Annotated in this window: 13 protein-coding genes; 9 read left to right on the plus strand and 4 right to left on the minus strand. The window is 41.7% G+C overall.

From position 1 onward, the window contains the following. Nucleotides 1-21: 21 nt before the first annotated feature. From L1266_RS04465 to L1266_RS04475, 3 genes are all read right to left on the minus strand, one after another. Nucleotides 22-1,608, minus strand: coding sequence for an L-lactate permease (locus tag L1266_RS04465; protein ID WP_235376959.1), 1,587 nt, complete (start codon nt 1,606-1,608; stop codon nt 22-24). A 94-nt stretch (nt 1,609-1,702) separates the two neighbouring features. Beyond that, nucleotides 1,703-2,287, minus strand: coding sequence for a YqaA family protein (locus L1266_RS04470; protein WP_235376960.1), 585 nt, complete (start codon nt 2,285-2,287; stop codon nt 1,703-1,705). Nucleotides 2,288-2,346: 59 nt separating this feature from the next. Then, complete coding sequence (locus L1266_RS04475) at nt 2,347-3,255, minus strand: GGDEF domain-containing protein (protein ID WP_054551839.1); 909 nt, start codon at nt 3,253-3,255, stop codon at nt 2,347-2,349. 236 nt (nt 3,256-3,491) lie between these two features. Between L1266_RS04475 and L1266_RS04480 the strand changes: the two genes are divergently transcribed. Together L1266_RS04480 and L1266_RS04485 are read left to right on the plus strand one after the other, a co-directional pair. Then, nucleotides 3,492-4,724 carry a TMEM143 family protein gene (locus tag L1266_RS04480; RefSeq protein ID WP_235377005.1) on the plus strand — a complete coding sequence of 411 codons (1,233 nt, stop codon included), beginning with the start codon at nt 3,492-3,494 and terminating at the stop codon, nt 4,722-4,724. Nucleotides 4,725-4,865: 141 nt separating this feature from the next. After that, nucleotides 4,866-6,905, plus strand: a complete 2,040-nt coding sequence (locus L1266_RS04485) for a S9 family peptidase (protein ID WP_138599923.1) — start codon at nt 4,866-4,868, stop codon at nt 6,903-6,905. Nucleotides 6,906-6,937: 32 nt separating this feature from the next. Here L1266_RS04485 and L1266_RS04490 read toward each other — a convergent pair whose 3' ends face one another. Further along, a complete protein-coding gene (locus tag L1266_RS04490; RefSeq protein ID WP_235376961.1) occupies nt 6,938-8,068 on the minus strand; it encodes an ROK family transcriptional regulator in 1,131 nt (376 codons plus the stop codon). A 155-nt stretch (nt 8,069-8,223) separates the two neighbouring features. Here L1266_RS04490 and fucP point away from each other — a divergent pair, with 155 nt between their 5' ends. From fucP to L1266_RS04525, 7 genes are all read left to right on the plus strand, one after another. Beyond that, a complete protein-coding gene (gene fucP, locus L1266_RS04495) occupies nt 8,224-9,501 on the plus strand; it encodes an L-fucose:H+ symporter permease (protein ID WP_235376962.1) in 1,278 nt (425 codons plus the stop codon). A 150-nt stretch (nt 9,502-9,651) separates the two neighbouring features. Further along, the gene (locus L1266_RS04500; RefSeq protein ID WP_171041543.1) at nt 9,652-10,032 is read left to right on the plus strand and encodes a hypothetical protein; all 381 of its coding nucleotides are present in this window, start codon (nt 9,652-9,654) and stop codon (nt 10,030-10,032) included. After that, the gene (locus tag L1266_RS04505; protein ID WP_054551843.1) at nt 10,032-10,412 is read left to right on the plus strand and encodes a hypothetical protein; all 381 of its coding nucleotides are present in this window, start codon (nt 10,032-10,034) and stop codon (nt 10,410-10,412) included. Before L1266_RS04500 ends, L1266_RS04505 begins: the two co-directional genes overlap by 1 nt. Nucleotides 10,413-10,496: 84 nt before the next feature. Next, complete coding sequence (locus tag L1266_RS04510) at nt 10,497-11,255, plus strand: substrate-binding periplasmic protein (RefSeq protein WP_138619536.1); 759 nt, start codon at nt 10,497-10,499, stop codon at nt 11,253-11,255. Next, nucleotides 11,255-13,471: a tetratricopeptide repeat protein gene (locus tag L1266_RS04515; protein WP_235376963.1), complete on the plus strand. Its 2,217-nt coding sequence runs from the start codon at nt 11,255-11,257 to the stop codon at nt 13,469-13,471. The genes L1266_RS04510 and L1266_RS04515 overlap by 1 nt, the downstream gene beginning before the upstream one ends. Before the next feature lie 160 nt (nt 13,472-13,631). After that, complete coding sequence (locus L1266_RS04520; RefSeq protein WP_235376964.1) at nt 13,632-15,515, plus strand: propionyl-CoA synthetase; 1,884 nt, start codon at nt 13,632-13,634, stop codon at nt 15,513-15,515. 112 nt (nt 15,516-15,627) lie between these two features. Continuing rightward, nucleotides 15,628-17,295: an asparagine synthase gene (locus L1266_RS04525; RefSeq protein WP_235376965.1), complete on the plus strand. Its 1,668-nt coding sequence runs from the start codon at nt 15,628-15,630 to the stop codon at nt 17,293-17,295. Nucleotides 17,296-17,305: the final 10 nt, after the last annotated feature.

The following is a 17,305-nucleotide window of genomic DNA, read 5'->3' on the forward strand; positions in this document are numbered from 1 at the left end:
TTTTTATCTGAACATGTTTAATCAGTAAAATAGATAACTAAAACACCCAACTATTGCACCGTAAATTAGCATAGGCAAAAAGGTTTTCTTAAGCACGGGCCCTTCTTGATTATTCACTCCAACAATACTGGCTACAGCAATAATATTGCTAATGCAGATCATATTCCCCATCGCCGCCCCCGTTGATTGCAACGCAAGCACTAAGGTTTCTGACAAGCCCACTTGCTGTGCAATACCATATTGAATACCGCCAAAGGTAAGATTAGATACGGTTGCAGAGCCTGAAAAGAAAGTGCCGAGTGCCCCCAAGTATGAGGCAAATAACACCCAGTGCTCACCGCTTAAATCTGCAAAGGTGCTCGCCATATAAAATATGGGCGCATTATGGCCGCCTTGCATTAAAACATTCACCATCACCAGCGCCCCGATCAAAGCAATACATGGCATAGCTATACGGCCTAAGGTGTCGGAGCACATTTGCTTTACTTGTGGCTTGCTCATTTTAAGTAACGGCACGCAGATCAGCACCACCAATACAAACGGGATCAAGGCTGGTACAAACAAGGTTTTATACGACCACCCCACTGAGGTGCCAAATATCTCATGTAAAGATAAGATCAGCGCTTTGCTTAATTCAAATTGTGCAAAGCCCAAATGAATACTCAGCCAGAGCGTTTCGTCGTTAAGCAATGCTTTAATGCCCAACTGATGAATACGGGTTATCACCAGCACAACAATCAAAAGTAATAACGGGAATAATGCTAAAAATAGCGCTTTGGGTGTGAGCTCAGCTTTGCCTTTCGTGCTTTGTGCATTTACAGCTGACTTATCTAACCCCACTCCCCGACTTGCTAAATAGATAGTAACTAATAGCCCCACCGCACCACCAATCAGTGATGGAAACTCATAGTTCCACTGGGCAAACAACCAATAAGGTAAGACACATGAAAACACACTTAAATAAATGAATATGCTATTTTGACGCACCTTTTTTAGTGGTAAAACAAGACACAGCGCAATCATAGGAATAACCAAAGCAGCAACAACATGACAAAGCGCCGTCCATCTTGAAATAGCCAGCACTTGCCCATCATCTAATTGTAGCGCTGAAAAGCCAAACCATGTTGGTGTGCCTACTGCACCAAAAGATACGGGAATCGAGTTTAAAATAAGAGTGAAAACAATCACTTTAAAAGGCGAGAAACCAAGCCCGACCAAAATAGGCGCAGCGATGGCCGCAGGCGTGCCAAATCCCGATGCACCTTCGAGCATAAATGCAAATGCCCAGCCGATGATCATCAACTGTGCAACTTGATTACTGCTAATAGATTCGAGCCAATGTTTAATCGTGGTTTCGGCCCCTGATATTGCCAACATGCGGTTAAGTAAAATAGCCCCAGCAATAATCGAAATAGGCGTCATAACAGACAATACACCAGCAAACGAATTAGCAAGCAACAGCCTTAAATCAGCTTGAAAGTAAAACAGTTGCAGTAAAGCAGCGAGTAGCGCTGTTATGGGTAAGGCAATATAAGAGGCGATGGGGCTGCTTTTTACCATCATCCAGATCAGCACCAAAATAGGCAGTGCAGCCACTAGGGTATTCATGGGTCATCCTGTTGTTTTTATTGAGCGCTTTCCTTAATTCAAAGTATAGACAGGATAACCCTAATCAGTATTTTTTATTTGTTAAATGAGTGTATTAAATGAGTGTACTGAGCCACCAAAGTAACAGTACTAACACAGAAATAGCCACTAAGGCTTTGGTTTTGTGCTTTTGAATAATTCGCTCAGCCTGATTACCCGCGTAATAAACAACGGCAGCAAGAGCAAAGTAGCGAATTGAACGCGCAATGACCGTTGCCAGTAAAAATAGAAAAGTCGAATACTTAGTAGCCCCAGCGGCAAGCATGGCAATTTGAAATGGGATGGGCACAATACCGAGCGTCAATACAAACCAAAAGCCTTGTGCCTGCATTTTTTGCTTAACTTGCTCGAATTGCTCAGGGTTTGAGAAGGTATTAATCACCCAATCGCCCACTACATCAAATAGATAATAGCCAAGGGCATAGCCAAAAATAGCACCGATTATACAACCTATGGTCGCCATTAAGGCAATTAACCAAAGCTTTTCACGGCGGGCTTGCATTAACGGAATAAGCACAGCTTCAAGAGGAATAGGCACTATGGTTGACTCTAAAAATGATGCCACCGTAATCGATTTAAGCATATGTTTTGAGTCAATAAACTGCCGTGTTTTTTGCTTAAGCTTTTTTGCAATCGCCATTATTCATCCTTAATCGTTTTGTTGCATTTTAGGTTACAACAAAAAGTCTTAACCGTCCCTTACGGTTTATGAACATAGCGACTACGACCCTGATTTTTAGCCAAATAAAGCGCTTGATCAGCACGTTTCAAGGTACTACTAAAGGTCTCAGTAGCACGTTTGATCGCTGAACCAACACTCACGCTGAGCGTTTTACTCGGTGTCACCATCACATTACTGGCAAGGCTCAGCAGTTGCTCGCAGGTAGCATGTAATTCATCTGCATCATCTGTGGCAACATACATTGCAAACTCCTCACCACCAATTCGCGCAAATAGAACGTCTTCTCCTAATGCTTGGTGACACTGATAAACAAAGTCTATCAATACCTGATCGCCTACATCATGGCCATATTCATCATTAATCGCCTTAAAATGATCAATATCGGCGATCACTAAACTATGTGGTTTACTTTGGTTTTGCTGCACATAATGGTAAAAATAACGACGATTGTACGCCTTTGTTAATACATCGGTTTTTAGCTCTTCTTCGAGCTGCTCTCGGGTTTTAGCTAAATCAGTAAGCGCTAAATAAAGACCAAACCCAGTGATAAGCATCCCTAAGGTGCGGGTAATATCTTCGATATAAATGCCGACCCAGATTGGTTGGAACACCAGCTCATCTAAAAAATCAAATGTAAGTCCGACACTCCAAAGGAAGATACCCACACTTAAAAATAAGTAACTGCGCTTAGCAACCACCGAAGTTTGCACAAACGCAAAAATACAAATCAAAATGAGCAAATTAATAGCATCACTGAGCACACCATTTAAGTAAACATCACTTTCAAGCCGATTAAAGTTATACAAATAAGTCACGACTATCATCAATAAAACGACAACAAAAAAGCTAATAAAGAATTGCTTTACTACAAGAGGTACTGAATTTAACTCAGCCTTTACTTCTGGAGGGGGTGCTTGCTTATTCATAATTAATCACGACAACTTGCTGCAATGAATTAAACATTAGCAAAGCAAATTTAAAAGTGCATGATAAAGCCACTATAAAGGGGAAAAACCAGCGTTTTTACTGGAGTAAATATTCTAAATATAAGCCGTTTTAGTCAGTAAAAAAGTCTAAGTTCATGCCATTTGCCACTAACGGTCGCAATTTTGTCGTTATTTTTTTATTATCCCAGCCAGTTTTAATGACATTACACAAATCTATGAGCAACGCGCGATTCATCCCTTTTCGAAAACACGACATCATAAATCTTTGCCAAGCTTACTTGGGTGAGCCGCAATCAGCTTCGTTTATGGAGTTTGCTACTCTTTTGCAAAGCGTGACTCATTATCAATATCACGAGCTGCTGGAGTCTTTAAAAAATAACTATGCGCCATTTGACCCAAATAGCGATACCCGAACGCTAACACCGATTACCAACGAGCAACGTGCCAGCTACCAATCTGCCTTTGCAAAAGAGTTTGCCAAAGTACTCAATGCTGCCAATTTTGAAACCATTACCAATCAAGACTTACAAGATGCACTGAATGAAGAGTCTTTATTTAAAGTACGTTTAGCCGTTGAGTTTGATGACTTTGCAGAAGTGGTCTTTTACCGTCGCGGCGAATCGCAAAAAACCGAGACGCTACGCAGTTTTTGGGGGCTTAAGAAAAAGCAGATTCAGTTTACTAACTATGACCGCGTTGCCATATTCATCCGCTTTAAAGACGAGCAGTACTTTTTAGAAAAAGGCAAAATGCCGCTAGGCTTTGAGCCAAACTCAACCATCGTCAAATTATTCCAGAATGTGCCAAAAGCCGATTTAGAAATGCTGTTTCCGAATAGCGAAGTAAAAATGCGCCCGATAGATAAACTGATTATTGGTTCATCAGCACTGATTGGTGGAGCTGTGGTACTGGTAACAAAATTAGGTGCGTCAATTTTACTCCTGATTGCTATGATTGCCTTTTGGGGTGGTTGGCGTAGTGAAGAAGTGCATATGAGTCAGCAACACTTTATTACCTTTGCAATCGGCATGGGGGTGTTTGGCAGCTTTATTTTTAAAGAATGGAGCAAGTTTAAAAACCGTAAAATTCGTTTTATGAAAGCATTAGCCGACAACTTGTATTTTAAAAACCTCGATAACAACGCCGGGGTTTTTCATACCCTAGTCGATGCAGCTGAAGAAGAAGATGTTAAAGAAGCGCTACTTGCCTACACCTTTTTACTAAAAAGCGAATCAGCGATGACTGCAGAGCAATTAGATAGTCAAATTGAACAGTGGTTTAACGCGCAGCATCATTGCCAGCTCGACTTTGAAATTGATGACGCTTTAGACAAACTCGTCAAGCTTGAGCTGGTTCATCAACAAAATAACGTTTATACAGCCGTTGATTTAACCAAAGCCAAACAGCGCTTAGATAGTCGTTGGGATGACTATTTTAAGTTTGCCTAAGCCTTTAAAATCAGGTACTAGCAAGTACACATTAACTTCGAGTCAATTCAACTGGGGTAAATGCAACTTTATCTCAATGTGCTTGCGCAGCGAATGCTCTGCTTTTAGGATAAAATTTTACGGCTAAAAAAAGACCATTCCATGCAATTAAAAAAAACAATTCTTATTGGAGCAAGTTTGCTGTGCGCAGCAACGACGGCTCAAGTATATGCTAACGACAAGTTTGTCTCTGAAGATATTTTTCAACTTGAATACGCAGGCGACCCACAAATAAGCCCTGACGGTAAAAAAATCGTTTATGTGCGCAGCGGCTACGACATCATGAAAGATGGTAACAAGCGTAGCTTTTGGCTGTACGATATAAAGTCAGGTCAACACACGCCGCTGTTTTCTGATGAGCATAACTACAGCCAACCCACTTGGTCTCCAGATAGCAAGAAAATTGCTTTTACCAGCAACTCAAGCGGCTCAAATCAACTTCACGTTTATTGGTTAGCGCAAGACAAACAAGCATTATTAACGCAACTACCAAAATCAGTACGAAACTTAACGTGGTCGAATGACTCTGCACAAATTGCCTTCACCATGAGCATTCCTGAAGGTAAATCTGCGTTCGCTAAATCGGTAAAACTGCCGAAAAAACCAAAAGGCGCTGAGTGGTCAAAACCAGTGAGAGTGTTTGAAAAAGCACGCTATCAAGCTGATGGCGCTGGCTTTTTAGAGCCTTCATATCGTCACGTTTTTGTTATTCCGGTTTCGGGTGGCACACCACGCCAATTAACATCGGGCGATTATCAGCACTATGGCCCACTTGCTTGGGATCCAAGTAACACAAAACTAGCTTTTTCTGCTGATCGCAATGATGAGTGGGAATATCGCACAACTGAGTCAGACCTCTATGAAATCAATGTAAAATCAGGCGAGCTTACGCAACTAACTGATTTACCGGGCCGTGAGAGTAACCCGCGTTACGCTGAAGACGGTGATGAACTAGCCTTTGTTGCGCGTGACAACGCCCCTGTGCCTTATATTAACTCAACACTATCTATGCTCGATTTAGACGATAAATCAATCAAGCATATTACTGAAAAGTTAGACCGCTCAGTGGCTGATTATAAGTGGTCAGGCGATGGCGACTTTGTTATTCAGTACGATGATTTTGGCAAGCGTAAGCTCGCTAAAGTAAACAGCCGCGGTAAGGTCACTGACTTAACGGATACGGTATCGGGCACTTCAATTGGTCGTCCGTATATCAGTGGTAGTTTCAGCATGGCCAATAATGGCGCTATTGCGTACACCACAGGCAGCGAGTACCGCCCAGCTGATTTAGGCTACCTATACAAGGGTAAAAGTAAAACGCTAACTTCATTAAATGAAGATGTGTTAGGCCATAAAAAGCTTGGTAAAGTGCACGAACTAAATGTTAAGTCACAGTTCGATGGCCAAGCTATTCAAGGTTGGTACATTACGCCACCTGATTTTGATGAAAACAAACAATACCCATTAATGGTTGAAATTCACGGTGGCCCACATCTTGCCTATGGCCCAAGCTTTACTGCTGAATTACAACGTTATGCCGCAGAGGGTTATGTGGTTGTGTATGTGAATTACCGTGGTTCAACAAGTTACGGTAAAGACTTTGCACTACTGCTAGATGGTAAATACAGCTCTGAAGAAGACTTTGCCGATCACAACTCGGCAGTTGATGCCATGATTGCTAAAGGCTTTATCGACAAAGATAACCTATTTATTGCGGGTGGTTCAGCAGGTGGTATTGCAACGGCTTATGCGGTTGGTTTAACAAACCGCTTCAACGCTGCGGCAATTACCAAGCCTGTGATCAACTGGTTAAGTAAAACGCTTTCAGCTGACAGCTATATTGGTCAAATTCGTAACCAATTCCCTGGCATGCCATGGGACAATGTTGAGCACTACTGGAAACGTTCGCCACTTTCATTAGTAGGTAACGTCACCACGCCATCATTGATCATGACAGGTGAAGAAGACCGCCGTACGCCAATTTCAGAATCAGAGCAATTCTATCAAGCATTAAAACTGCAAAAGGTAGATACCGTGCTTATTCGTGTACCGGGCTCACCCCATGGTATTGCGGGTCGTCCTTCACGTATGATTTCGAAAATTGAATACACCCTTGCGTGGTTCAAACAATATCAGAAGTAATGAATTAAGTAGGAGTGAGGTGCTCACTCCTCTTAAAAGTAATGATGACTAAGCGCAAGTTGAGCAGACCCTATCGACTGCGCTTTTTCCCCGCACACGCCTAAACTCACTTCACAGCTTCGTAGTCCACGACTATCTAAACGTGCAAATGCGGCAATTGATAACTGCTTGAGCTGTTCAAGTGCTTTACTCGGTAACGGCGAATCAATAATCACAGCTTGCATATCTAATAAACTTAAACTGTTATGCATGGCAATACTGATAGCCTCAGCGGCATTTTCAAGCCAAGGCAGAACAAGTCGTTTATGATCTGAAAACTGACTGTCTGTTAGCTCATACACTGAAATGCCAAGTTGCTGCTTATCAAACTCGCTTTGCAATGATAGTAATGAACATTGACTAAGTAACTGCTCCCGATCAGCGTTTAGCATTGAGCCAATAGCACCGGCATTACCACTTTTACCTTCGAGAAGTTGCTGGTTAATCACCACAGCCCCACCTAAAAAAGCCCCCAAATATACATACAAAAAATCGCTGTAGTTATTAGGGTTACCAAGGCTTAGCTCTGCACAGCAGGCAGCGTTATTGTCGTTACTAATATAAACAGGGAGCTGGAACTGGCTTTCTAAGTAACCTTTTAAGTCGAAGTTTTGCCACTGACTAAGTGTATTGGTTGCTGAGCCTGAAGCGGCTTGCCATTGCCAAATATCAAACGGCATAGCGACCCCAAGCCCACACACATGTGAGCGCAGTTCAGGTTCTAATTGACTGATTAATTTTGGAATATATGTTTCTAAAAATGATTTAAGTTCTTCAACCGATGCTTCATTCACCTCAACAGATACAGACGCTCTTTGCGTGCTTTGTAAGTCAACGAGTATCAGATCAAAGCGTCGCCGCCCGATTTTCAAACCAAAACTAAATGCACCATCTGGGTTGAGCCTAAACGGCACACTTGGCTGCCCTACTCGGCCTTTAACAGGTGGATCACGAAGCAACAGCTTATCTTCTTCAAGCTTATTGATATTCACTGTTGCCGCCTGAGCAGACAAGGCTAACGCTTTTGCTATTTGTGCTTTAGGCATGCTTTGCTGTTGCCTAATTAAACTTAAGATTGCGCGCTCGTTATTGCTTCTTGGTGCTCGCGATAAACTGCTCTTCATAACATCCTTCTTGATACAAGCTTGATAAGCGGCCTATTAGACCTGTTTGCAGTACTATCTACCAGTCAAAATAATAAATCAACTAGGTTGATTTATTATTTATAGTCGTGAATACTGTCGGCCACAACAATATGAACACATTAACCTGGTGAACTATGCAAACACAGCCTGCTATTGTAGCGCGCCAAATGCTTTGGCCTTTTATTCTGCTTACGATTTGCTTTGCTGCTTGGGGTACTGCGGCCAATATGACAGACCCATTAGTGAAAGTTTTTAGCAAAACATTTTCTATGAGTGCGTTGCAATCAGCACTGGTGCAGTTTAGTTATTACGGCGCGTATTTTTGCTTAGCTTTACCGGCGGCCATGATCAATAGACGGTTTAATTATAAAACAGGGCTGTTAATGGGTTTAGCCATGGCCGCTTGTGGTGCCTTATTGTTTTACCCTGCTAGTCAAACCATGCTCTATAGCCACTTTTTATTGGCCTTGTTTATTCTTGCTGGTGGTTTGTCTATTTTAGAAACCTCTGCCAATCCCTACGTCATGCAGTTAGGATGCGAGCAAACAGCAACCCGCAGACTTAACCTCGCGCAAGCTTTTAACCCTGTTGGGACTAATATTGGTGTGTTTTTAGCGGCGACGTTAATCTTACCGAACTTAAATCAAGCTGATAGCGCAAGCCGTGCCCTGATGAGTGAAGCGCAATTAAAAACCGTTGTGAGTGCAGAGCTCGATGCTGTGATGGTGCCGTATGTGGGTATGGCCTGTTGCTTAATCTTACTATGGCTATGCATCTTCTTTAGCCGCTCTCCTGCAACAGAAACAAAAGTAACAGCGCAGCCGCGTAAACTTAAAAAGACCTTTCAACATTTGTATCAAAACAAGCATTATCGATTTGGTGTGCTGGCACAATTTTTTAATGTTGGCGCGCAAACCTGTGTATGGACCTACACCATTGGCTACACCATGGAAGCACTTAACACTACAGAAGTTACCGGCGGCCAAGTCTTACAATATTCGATGTTGGTGTTTTTAGTATCTCGTTTCATTATGACATGGCTAATGCGCTTTATTAGCGGCGCTAAATTACTGCGTTTTATGGCTTTAATTGCAGCCGTGCTGTGTTTTATTGTTACCACACAAGTGAATTTAGTGGGCGTAGTCGCACTTGTAGCTATTTCAAGCTGTCTATCTTTGATGTTTCCAACCATCTACGGCACAGCACTTGAAGGCCTTGGCGAAGATGCAAAAGTTGGTGCGGCTGGTTTAGTAATGGCAATTTTAGGGGGCGCATTTTTACCTCTGATCCAAGCCGCAACCATAGATGCTTTTAACACTGCGGTTTCGTTTGTTGTACCACTTGGATGTTTTCTTATCGTATCTCTTTATGGGCACCACAGCATTAGGTCACCACGACACCAGCAATCATAATTTTTGAAGGCATCTTGCAAAGTCAGATGCCTTTTATAATTGTACTTTGTGGTTAGATAATGTGAAAATCACTATCTTTCTAACTACCTATAAGTGAGTATGAAATCACTTAAGCTTTTTATCTTAAATTACACAGCAAAGCTTAAAAACATGAGTAGCTTTGAGCACTTTCGGTTTTTTTTAATAAAGTATATTTGTTTCTTTTTTGGCTGCTTTATCTGTTTCGTCTTACACGAATATTTTCGTGTTCCTATTGTTGTAGCCGCTGCTGCGACAGGCTTAATCGGTACGTTTTTACCTTTTTCAAGAACGTTAAAATCACACCCTTATGCGGCCATTTACGCTGGTAGCTTTGCTGGCATGTGCTCTTCAAGTTTAATAAACAGTTATTGGGAGCTAAGTCTTATTTCATTGATCGGTGCCAGTCTTTATATTTTGACTATGAATCTATTTGCAGGTTTTGGCGGCCGACTTGGTAGTGTGGCTTTTGCCAGTGTGGCGCTTTATATGCTTGCAAAAGGGATTTTTTGATGAATATATTTATTGCGATAACAGCGTTATTAGGTGCTTACTCAACCTACTTTTTAGCACATCATAATCGCTTCGACGGCATTCGCGCATCAGCGGCCACCAGCATTATTGCATTTGCAATTTTGAGTCTATTCCCCGTTGATGTTGAGCTATACAGCGTGGCATTTTTCGGCGGTACTTTCATCGGTATGAGCGCACCAAAACGCTTTGGCATTTTTACATTAGCCATTGCGTCATTACTATTTGCTTTGTTGTTTGAGTACCTCGTGCCGCGCTTACATGGCTACGGCGGTGCATTAGGGTTGAGTGCGTTTTTATCTGTCTGTGTTTGCCACATCGGTATTTTACTCGGTGCGCCACGAAGCAAAAAGAACAACTAATTCCGATTCACCGATTAAAAACCTATACCTTTTTATTAATATTCATTACTATGTTAACAATATGTTTAAAGGTGTAGGTTCTTTATGCTTCTTCGTTCATTGCTGATTGTTATTATCTTCTGCTTTATCAGTAGTGCTACGACGGCGAAAACACTGACCTTTATTGCCGAAGATTTACCCCCATACCATTTTAAAAATCAGCAAGGTAAAGCCGATGGTGCGCTTGTTGAAGTGATAAAGTCTGCCCTAGCGAAAACAAACATCGCTGGCGAATTCGCAATTATGCCAATGGCCCGAGCTTTTCATGAGTTTCAAAATGACCCAAGCATATTGATGATTTCATTGCTAAAAAATGAGTCTCGTGAATATAAATTCCAATGGCTAGCACAAACCTATTTTGCCGATGCTTATTTAGTTGGGCTTGCCAAACAAAACCACGAAATAAAAAGCTTAAAACAAGCAAAGAAATATCGTGTGGCAACAATTCGTGGCTATTCAAGTGAACATTATTTGAAACAAGCCGGCTTTAATGAAAATAAAAATTTGGTGCTGGTCAGTCATTACCATCAACTTTGGCAAATGCTAGAGAAAGGACGAATTGATTTTGTACTAACCAACACGCTTACCTTACAAAACGAACTCGCGTTATCAGGAGTTCTCCCTAATGACATTAATAAGAGCCTCCACTTAGACGACTACCCATCAGGCCTTTATTTAGCCGCGAATCTAAAATTGGACAAGCAACTTGCTATGCAATTGAGTGATGCCATAAAAGCATTGAAACAAAACGGTCAATACCAAGCAATTTTACAAAAATGGCATCTGCCTTTACCTAGATTATAATGAAAAACACGCAATCACCTTACAAAGGCTTAGCTTTAGCTATTTTGCTTAGCTGCTTATCGCTAAATACCCTTGCTATTACCCCTGAACAAGCTTTAGAGAAGCTTAACGAAGCACAATTGTTACGTAACAGTAATCCAAACCAAGCCACTAAAATATTTGAGCAATTAACTAACGACTCGACCCTTTCCAATGAACCTAACATCATACAAGAGGCATTCGAATCGCTGGCATTTATGAATATGGGCAGTGGCGATTATGACCAAGCTCTTAGCTATGCAGAGCAGCTGCTTGATTATGGGGAAAAGCACAATAACCAGTCAGTAACAGTACGAGCAATGCTTATTCAAGGTTACGCGCAAGGCAGAAAAAGTAACTTTCTTAAGGCAGAGCAACACTACCGCGATGCATTATCCATTGCCAAACAGATAAATAACTCAGTGCTGATTGCCCAGTCCTATGAGCGATTAGCAGCCATTTTACGCTGGCAAGATAAGTACATAGCTGCCCTCAATGAAGCACAAAAAGCAGTCAATATTTTACAAGAGTTTGATGACGATAAATCTTATGCCTCTGCATTGCAGAACTTAGGTATTATTGAAGCAATTATTGGTGACCACCACGACGCACTAGCCAATCTTACTTTGTCGTTTTCTTTACATCAAAAACTTGACGATAAAAAAGGCATTGCTGATGCACTTTATGAAATTGGCGAAGTTTATCGACGTATGGGTGACAGTGCCCAATCGTTAAAGCACTTTAAAATGTCGCACGTTCTGGATTTAGAAATTGGCTCTAAAGTCGATATCGGTAATAGTGCCATGAAGGTCGGCTATGCAGCGCTAAAACAAGGTGAGCTTACAACAGCCACAGACTATGCAGAAAAGTCGATTAGCTATTATCTACCCTCATCTTCAAACACAGGATTGTGCCGTTCATATAATTTAATGGCGTTAATTGCTCTAAAACAAAATAACATTAGTGAAGCGCAAGCCTATATTGATCGCGCCATGGCAATCGCCACTGACTTTAATTTTCGCTCCCATTTAGTGTCTTTAGCGATCACCCAAACACGTATCTATCAAGCTCTTAATGACCATGCAAAAGCAATTAAAACCGCAGAACAGGCCTTAAACCAGGCTAATGAGTTACAAGATGTCGAAGATCAAATTAGCTTAAATAAATTACTCACTGACTCTTACCTTGCATTACAACTTTATAAACAGGCATTTGAATCGCAAAGCCGCTATCAAACCCTTGAAAATAAAACGGGTAAAAATCAGCACGACTTAACTGTGGCCGCGATGCAAAGCCAAGTCGCCTTTATGCGAAATCAGCAAGAAATAAACCAATTAAGTGCAGATAAACAAATTCAAGCAGCACAACTAAGCGAAAGTGAATGGCAATTTAAAGCCTGGTTACTCGGCCTAAGCTGTGTGATTTTATTGATATCAGGCTTTGGTTACCGCTCATTTAAAACGCGTAAACTTGCCAGCGAGCGAGCACAACTATTACAAGAAGTCGTTGATAAGAAGAACCGCTTACTAGCCGATGTATCCCATGAAATTCGCACACCACTCACAGCGCTACAATTGCAAGTTGAAGCATTGCAATACAATATCGCAAAAGACGTTGATGCCTCTTACGATGCCATTAATCGAAAGCTAACCGATATCAATGTACTGATCCGTGATATCCACCAACTAGCACAAGCAGACTCAGATAGCCTATACCTGAACCTAAAACCCTATTTACTTGCTGATGTATTATCCGTTTGGCAGCAAGACTTTGCTGCTTTTGTACAAAGCAAAGGCTTTGAATTTACCAGTGACATTCATGTTACTGCTGATTTAAAGGTGACATGGGATATCGATAAAATTAAGCAAGTACTGGCTAACCTTTTATCAAACAGTACCTTTTATACTGATAAACCCGGCAAAATTAAATTTATAGCGACAGCCTCAGCGCAGAGTATTACTTTTAGTATTGAAGATACCCCACCCGGTGTGACCGACAATCAGTTAGTTGAAATATTCGAACGTTTATACCGCGTTGATAAATCACGTAGCCGCCAAACGGGTGGCTCAGGCCTAGGACTGGCGATTTGTAAAAGCCTAATAGAAACGCACAAAGGTACTATCAAGGCTGAGCACAGTGAGTTAGGTGGCGTTAAGATCCTCATTTGCTTACCGCTTATTAGTGAACAACAGGTTTAATTAGCACCGTGATTCCCTGAAATCGCCTCAAATCCGGGCGAATTAACGACATTTAGCCCAATTAATGCCGACCAAGGTCGCATATTATTTAATCAAATATCGCCCTATATTTTTTAGTACGTTGTACAAATCTCTCACTAAAAAGTATAGGAGCCTCACAATGGCGGGCGAATATCAACAACAATACCAACAGTTCCAGCGCGATCCGGGTCAGTTTTGGCTTGAGCAAAGTAAACGAATTCCTTGGTTTAAAGAGCCAAGTGCTCCTTATCAATATGACGATAATGATTTTTACCATTGGTTTGCCGATGGTCAACTAAACACTTGTTATCTAGCCCTCGACCAACATGTCGAAGCAGGCTATGGCGACCAAACTGCACTATTTTACGACTCCCCTGTTACCAATACTAAACAACAATACACTTATGGCGAGTTACAAACTCAAGTTGCTAAATTTGCAGGACTCATGCAATCCCTTGGCGTAAGCAAAGGTGACCCTGTAGTCATTTATATGCCAATGATCCCACAAGCGGTTATTGGTATGCTAGCGTGTGCTCGCCTTGGTGCCATTCACTCCGTTGTATTTGGTGGTTTTGCACCGCACGAACTCGCGGTGCGTATTGATGATGCAAAGCCTAAGCTTGTGCTTACTGCGTCTTGCGGGGTCGAAATCAATCATGTGATTGAATATAAACCACTGCTTGATGAAGCACTCGAAAACGCCCAGCATACTGTTGAACACTGTATTGTCTTTCAGCGTGAGCAAGCCATTGCCGAGATGCAAGATGGCCGAGACATCGATTGGCAATCAGCCTCTGATGCAGCAAGTTCAGTCGATGCCGTGCCGGTTGCAGGTGACGACCCGCTTTATATTCTTTACACCTCAGGCACCACAGGCACACCTAAAGGGGTGGTTCGAGAAAACGGTGGTCACGCTGTTGCAATGCATTACAGCATGGAGACCGTGTATGGCATGAAACCCGGCGAAGTATTTTGGGCTGCTTCTGATATTGGCTGGGTGGTAGGTCACTCATACATTGTATATGCACCGCTTATTTATCGCTGCGCTACCGTACTTTATGAAGGCAAACCCATAAGAACCCCTGATGCCAGTGCGTTTTGGCGTGTTGTAGAAGATTATAAAGTCACCGCCTTATTCAGTGCTCCTACTGCGTTTCGCGCTATTAAAAAAGAAGACCCTACCGCCGAGGGCTTTAAACAATACGATACTTCGAGTTTAAAACGTTTATTCTTGGCCGGTGAACGCCTAGATCCTCCCACTTATGAATGGCTAAAAGACAACACCGGCTTGCCCGTACTTGACCATTGGTGGCAAACAGAAACAGGTTGGGCCATTGCGTGTAATCCAATTGGTATTGAACAGCTTGCCACTAAGGCGGGTAGCTCAACAGTGCCAACACCAGGCTTTGATGTACAAATTCTTGATATGAATGGGCAGCAGTGCTCAGCAAACGAAAATGGTGCGGTGGTAATTAAACTGCCCTTACCTCCTGGCTGCTTACCAACAATTTGGCAAAACAATGAACGCTTTCAAGCGGGTTATTTAAGCGAGTATCCGGGTTATTACCTCTCTGGTGATGGTGGCTATATTGATGACGATGGTTATCTATTTATTATGGGTCGTACCGACGATGTAATTAACGTTGCGGGTCATCGCTTATCAACCGGTGAAATGGAAGAAATTGTTGCAGCCCACCCTGCTGTTGCTGAATGTGCAGTATTTGGCGTTAACGATGCACTCAAAGGGCAATTACCTATGGCGATGATAGTGCTCAAAGACGATTACCTTGGCGATAGCAAAGAAGTCGAGCAACAGCTAGTCCATTCTGTAAGGCATCAAATTGGTGCCATTGCCTGCTTAAAGAATGTTTTGCATGTTGAGCGCCTACCAAAAACCCGTTCAGGAAAAATACTCAGAAAGAACTTACGCCAATTGGTCGATGGTGAAGAACTACAAATTCCATCTACCATTGATGATGCGAGTATATTTGATGAAATCAACCAACAACTTAACAATCGCTGATCTGCGTTTGTAATTTTGTAATGTTACCAAAGGCCTTGTTTAAGGCCTTTATTCGTTTTGGCCTATGGCTTGCAACTTTACTAATAAGTTAGCAAACGAAAAGGTGGTTAACATGGCTATTATTGCAGGTTATTTCCAATTCAATGATTCAGATAAAACTGACTTTAAGTATATAAATCAACTAGCTAATGTATTTAGTAACTATGAAGAAAAACATGTTCGTTTTTTTAATTGCGAGTATGGAGCCATTTTTCAGTATGATTTTGATGCCTATCAGCAGTCGAGCTGGTTGCGAACTGAGTCGCAAATTGCAACACTCATTGGACACCCTCTCATATCAAGCTCTAGAACACAGGACCTAATTACACTTGCGGGCTGCGAGTCTCTCGACTTTTCTTTGCAGCAATGCGAAGGAGTATTTAGCTTTTGTCAATTTGATCTGCAGAGCCAGCGCCTAACATTAGCGACTGATCCACTTGGATTAAAACCTTTTTATACCTTACAAACACAGTATGGTTTACTATTTTCCACTAACCTTAATTTATTCAAGCAGTTGGATATCCAACTACAGAACAATCCGGATGCATTAACTGAGCTTGCCGTGCTTGGTTATCCTCTTTTAGATCATACGCCGTTTAAAGACGTAAAATGCTCATACCCAAGTGAAATGCTATGCTTTAATGCAAAACAGGGTGTAACTAGAAAAAGATATTTTGATTGGGTAACACTTGCAAAACAAAAGCTCGTTGCACCAGATGCAATTGAAGGGATCTCAAAGGCTTTTAAAACTTTAGTTGCAAAGGCAAAACATAAAGATAAAACAATTCTTAGCACTTTATCTGGCGGTTTAGACTCTAGGCTTATTAACAGTGAGTTATTGCGCCAAGGCGTGCAATTGAAGTCGTTTAACTTTTCGCAATCTGATAGCCAAGATCTATTTTGTGCTAAACAATATGCATCACAAAATGCAGTACCATTAGAAGTAATACAAGTTTCAGACACCCAGCGGCTATCTGTCGAACAGCGCCTTGGCAAATATTGGCGTAAAGCGAAACATCAAGATTTCACTAACGTATGCAGACCACAAATAAGCTGGTCAGGAAATGGCGGTAGTGTTGGGGTCGGGCTTATTTATTACGGTGATGAAATTTATGCTGCAGCAAAAGAAAACAACTTAGATAAACTAATCAGTGCTTACCTCAAACAACAATACGCTTTTTTACCTAAGTCAGTTGTTCATAATGCTGAACAATTACAACAAAAACTGATAGCTAACTTAAAAATTAGCTTCGAACCACTCGCTGAATTACCACTTGAAAAAGCATTTCAATTATTCTTGCTGCTTAACGATCAACACCACCATTTGAGTGTTCCTAACGAGCAGGTTTGCGAATTTAAAATGGAGTTTTTCCATCCATTTTATTCGTGGAAGGTCCTACAGTATCCGTTGGGTTTACCGGTGGAGTACGTTCGCAAACACCGTTTTTATCAACGATGGTTAAAAACCGATTACCCACGAGCTTTACTTGCGCCTTGGCAAACTTACCCAGGACACTTGCCTTGCCCAATAACCGTCAAGCATCAAACCCAATGGCAATTGAATAGCGCAAAACTTATGTCGCCCACAGAACTATTAAAGCTATGGTTTAAAATTATGTTTTTTGACCGCCATTTATTGATAAAGCGCTGCCATTTCACTTTACTTTGCATCTTACAGTTAACTCATTTAAAGAATGTTCAGCCTAATTTACGTGTTGCTCAGAAATTCTGCCAATGGTGAATGAAGTTCA

The sequence above is a fragment of the Pseudoalteromonas sp. Cn5-37 genome (genome assembly GCF_021532495.1).
Lineage (GTDB): Bacteria > Pseudomonadota > Gammaproteobacteria > Enterobacterales > Alteromonadaceae > Pseudoalteromonas > Pseudoalteromonas simplex.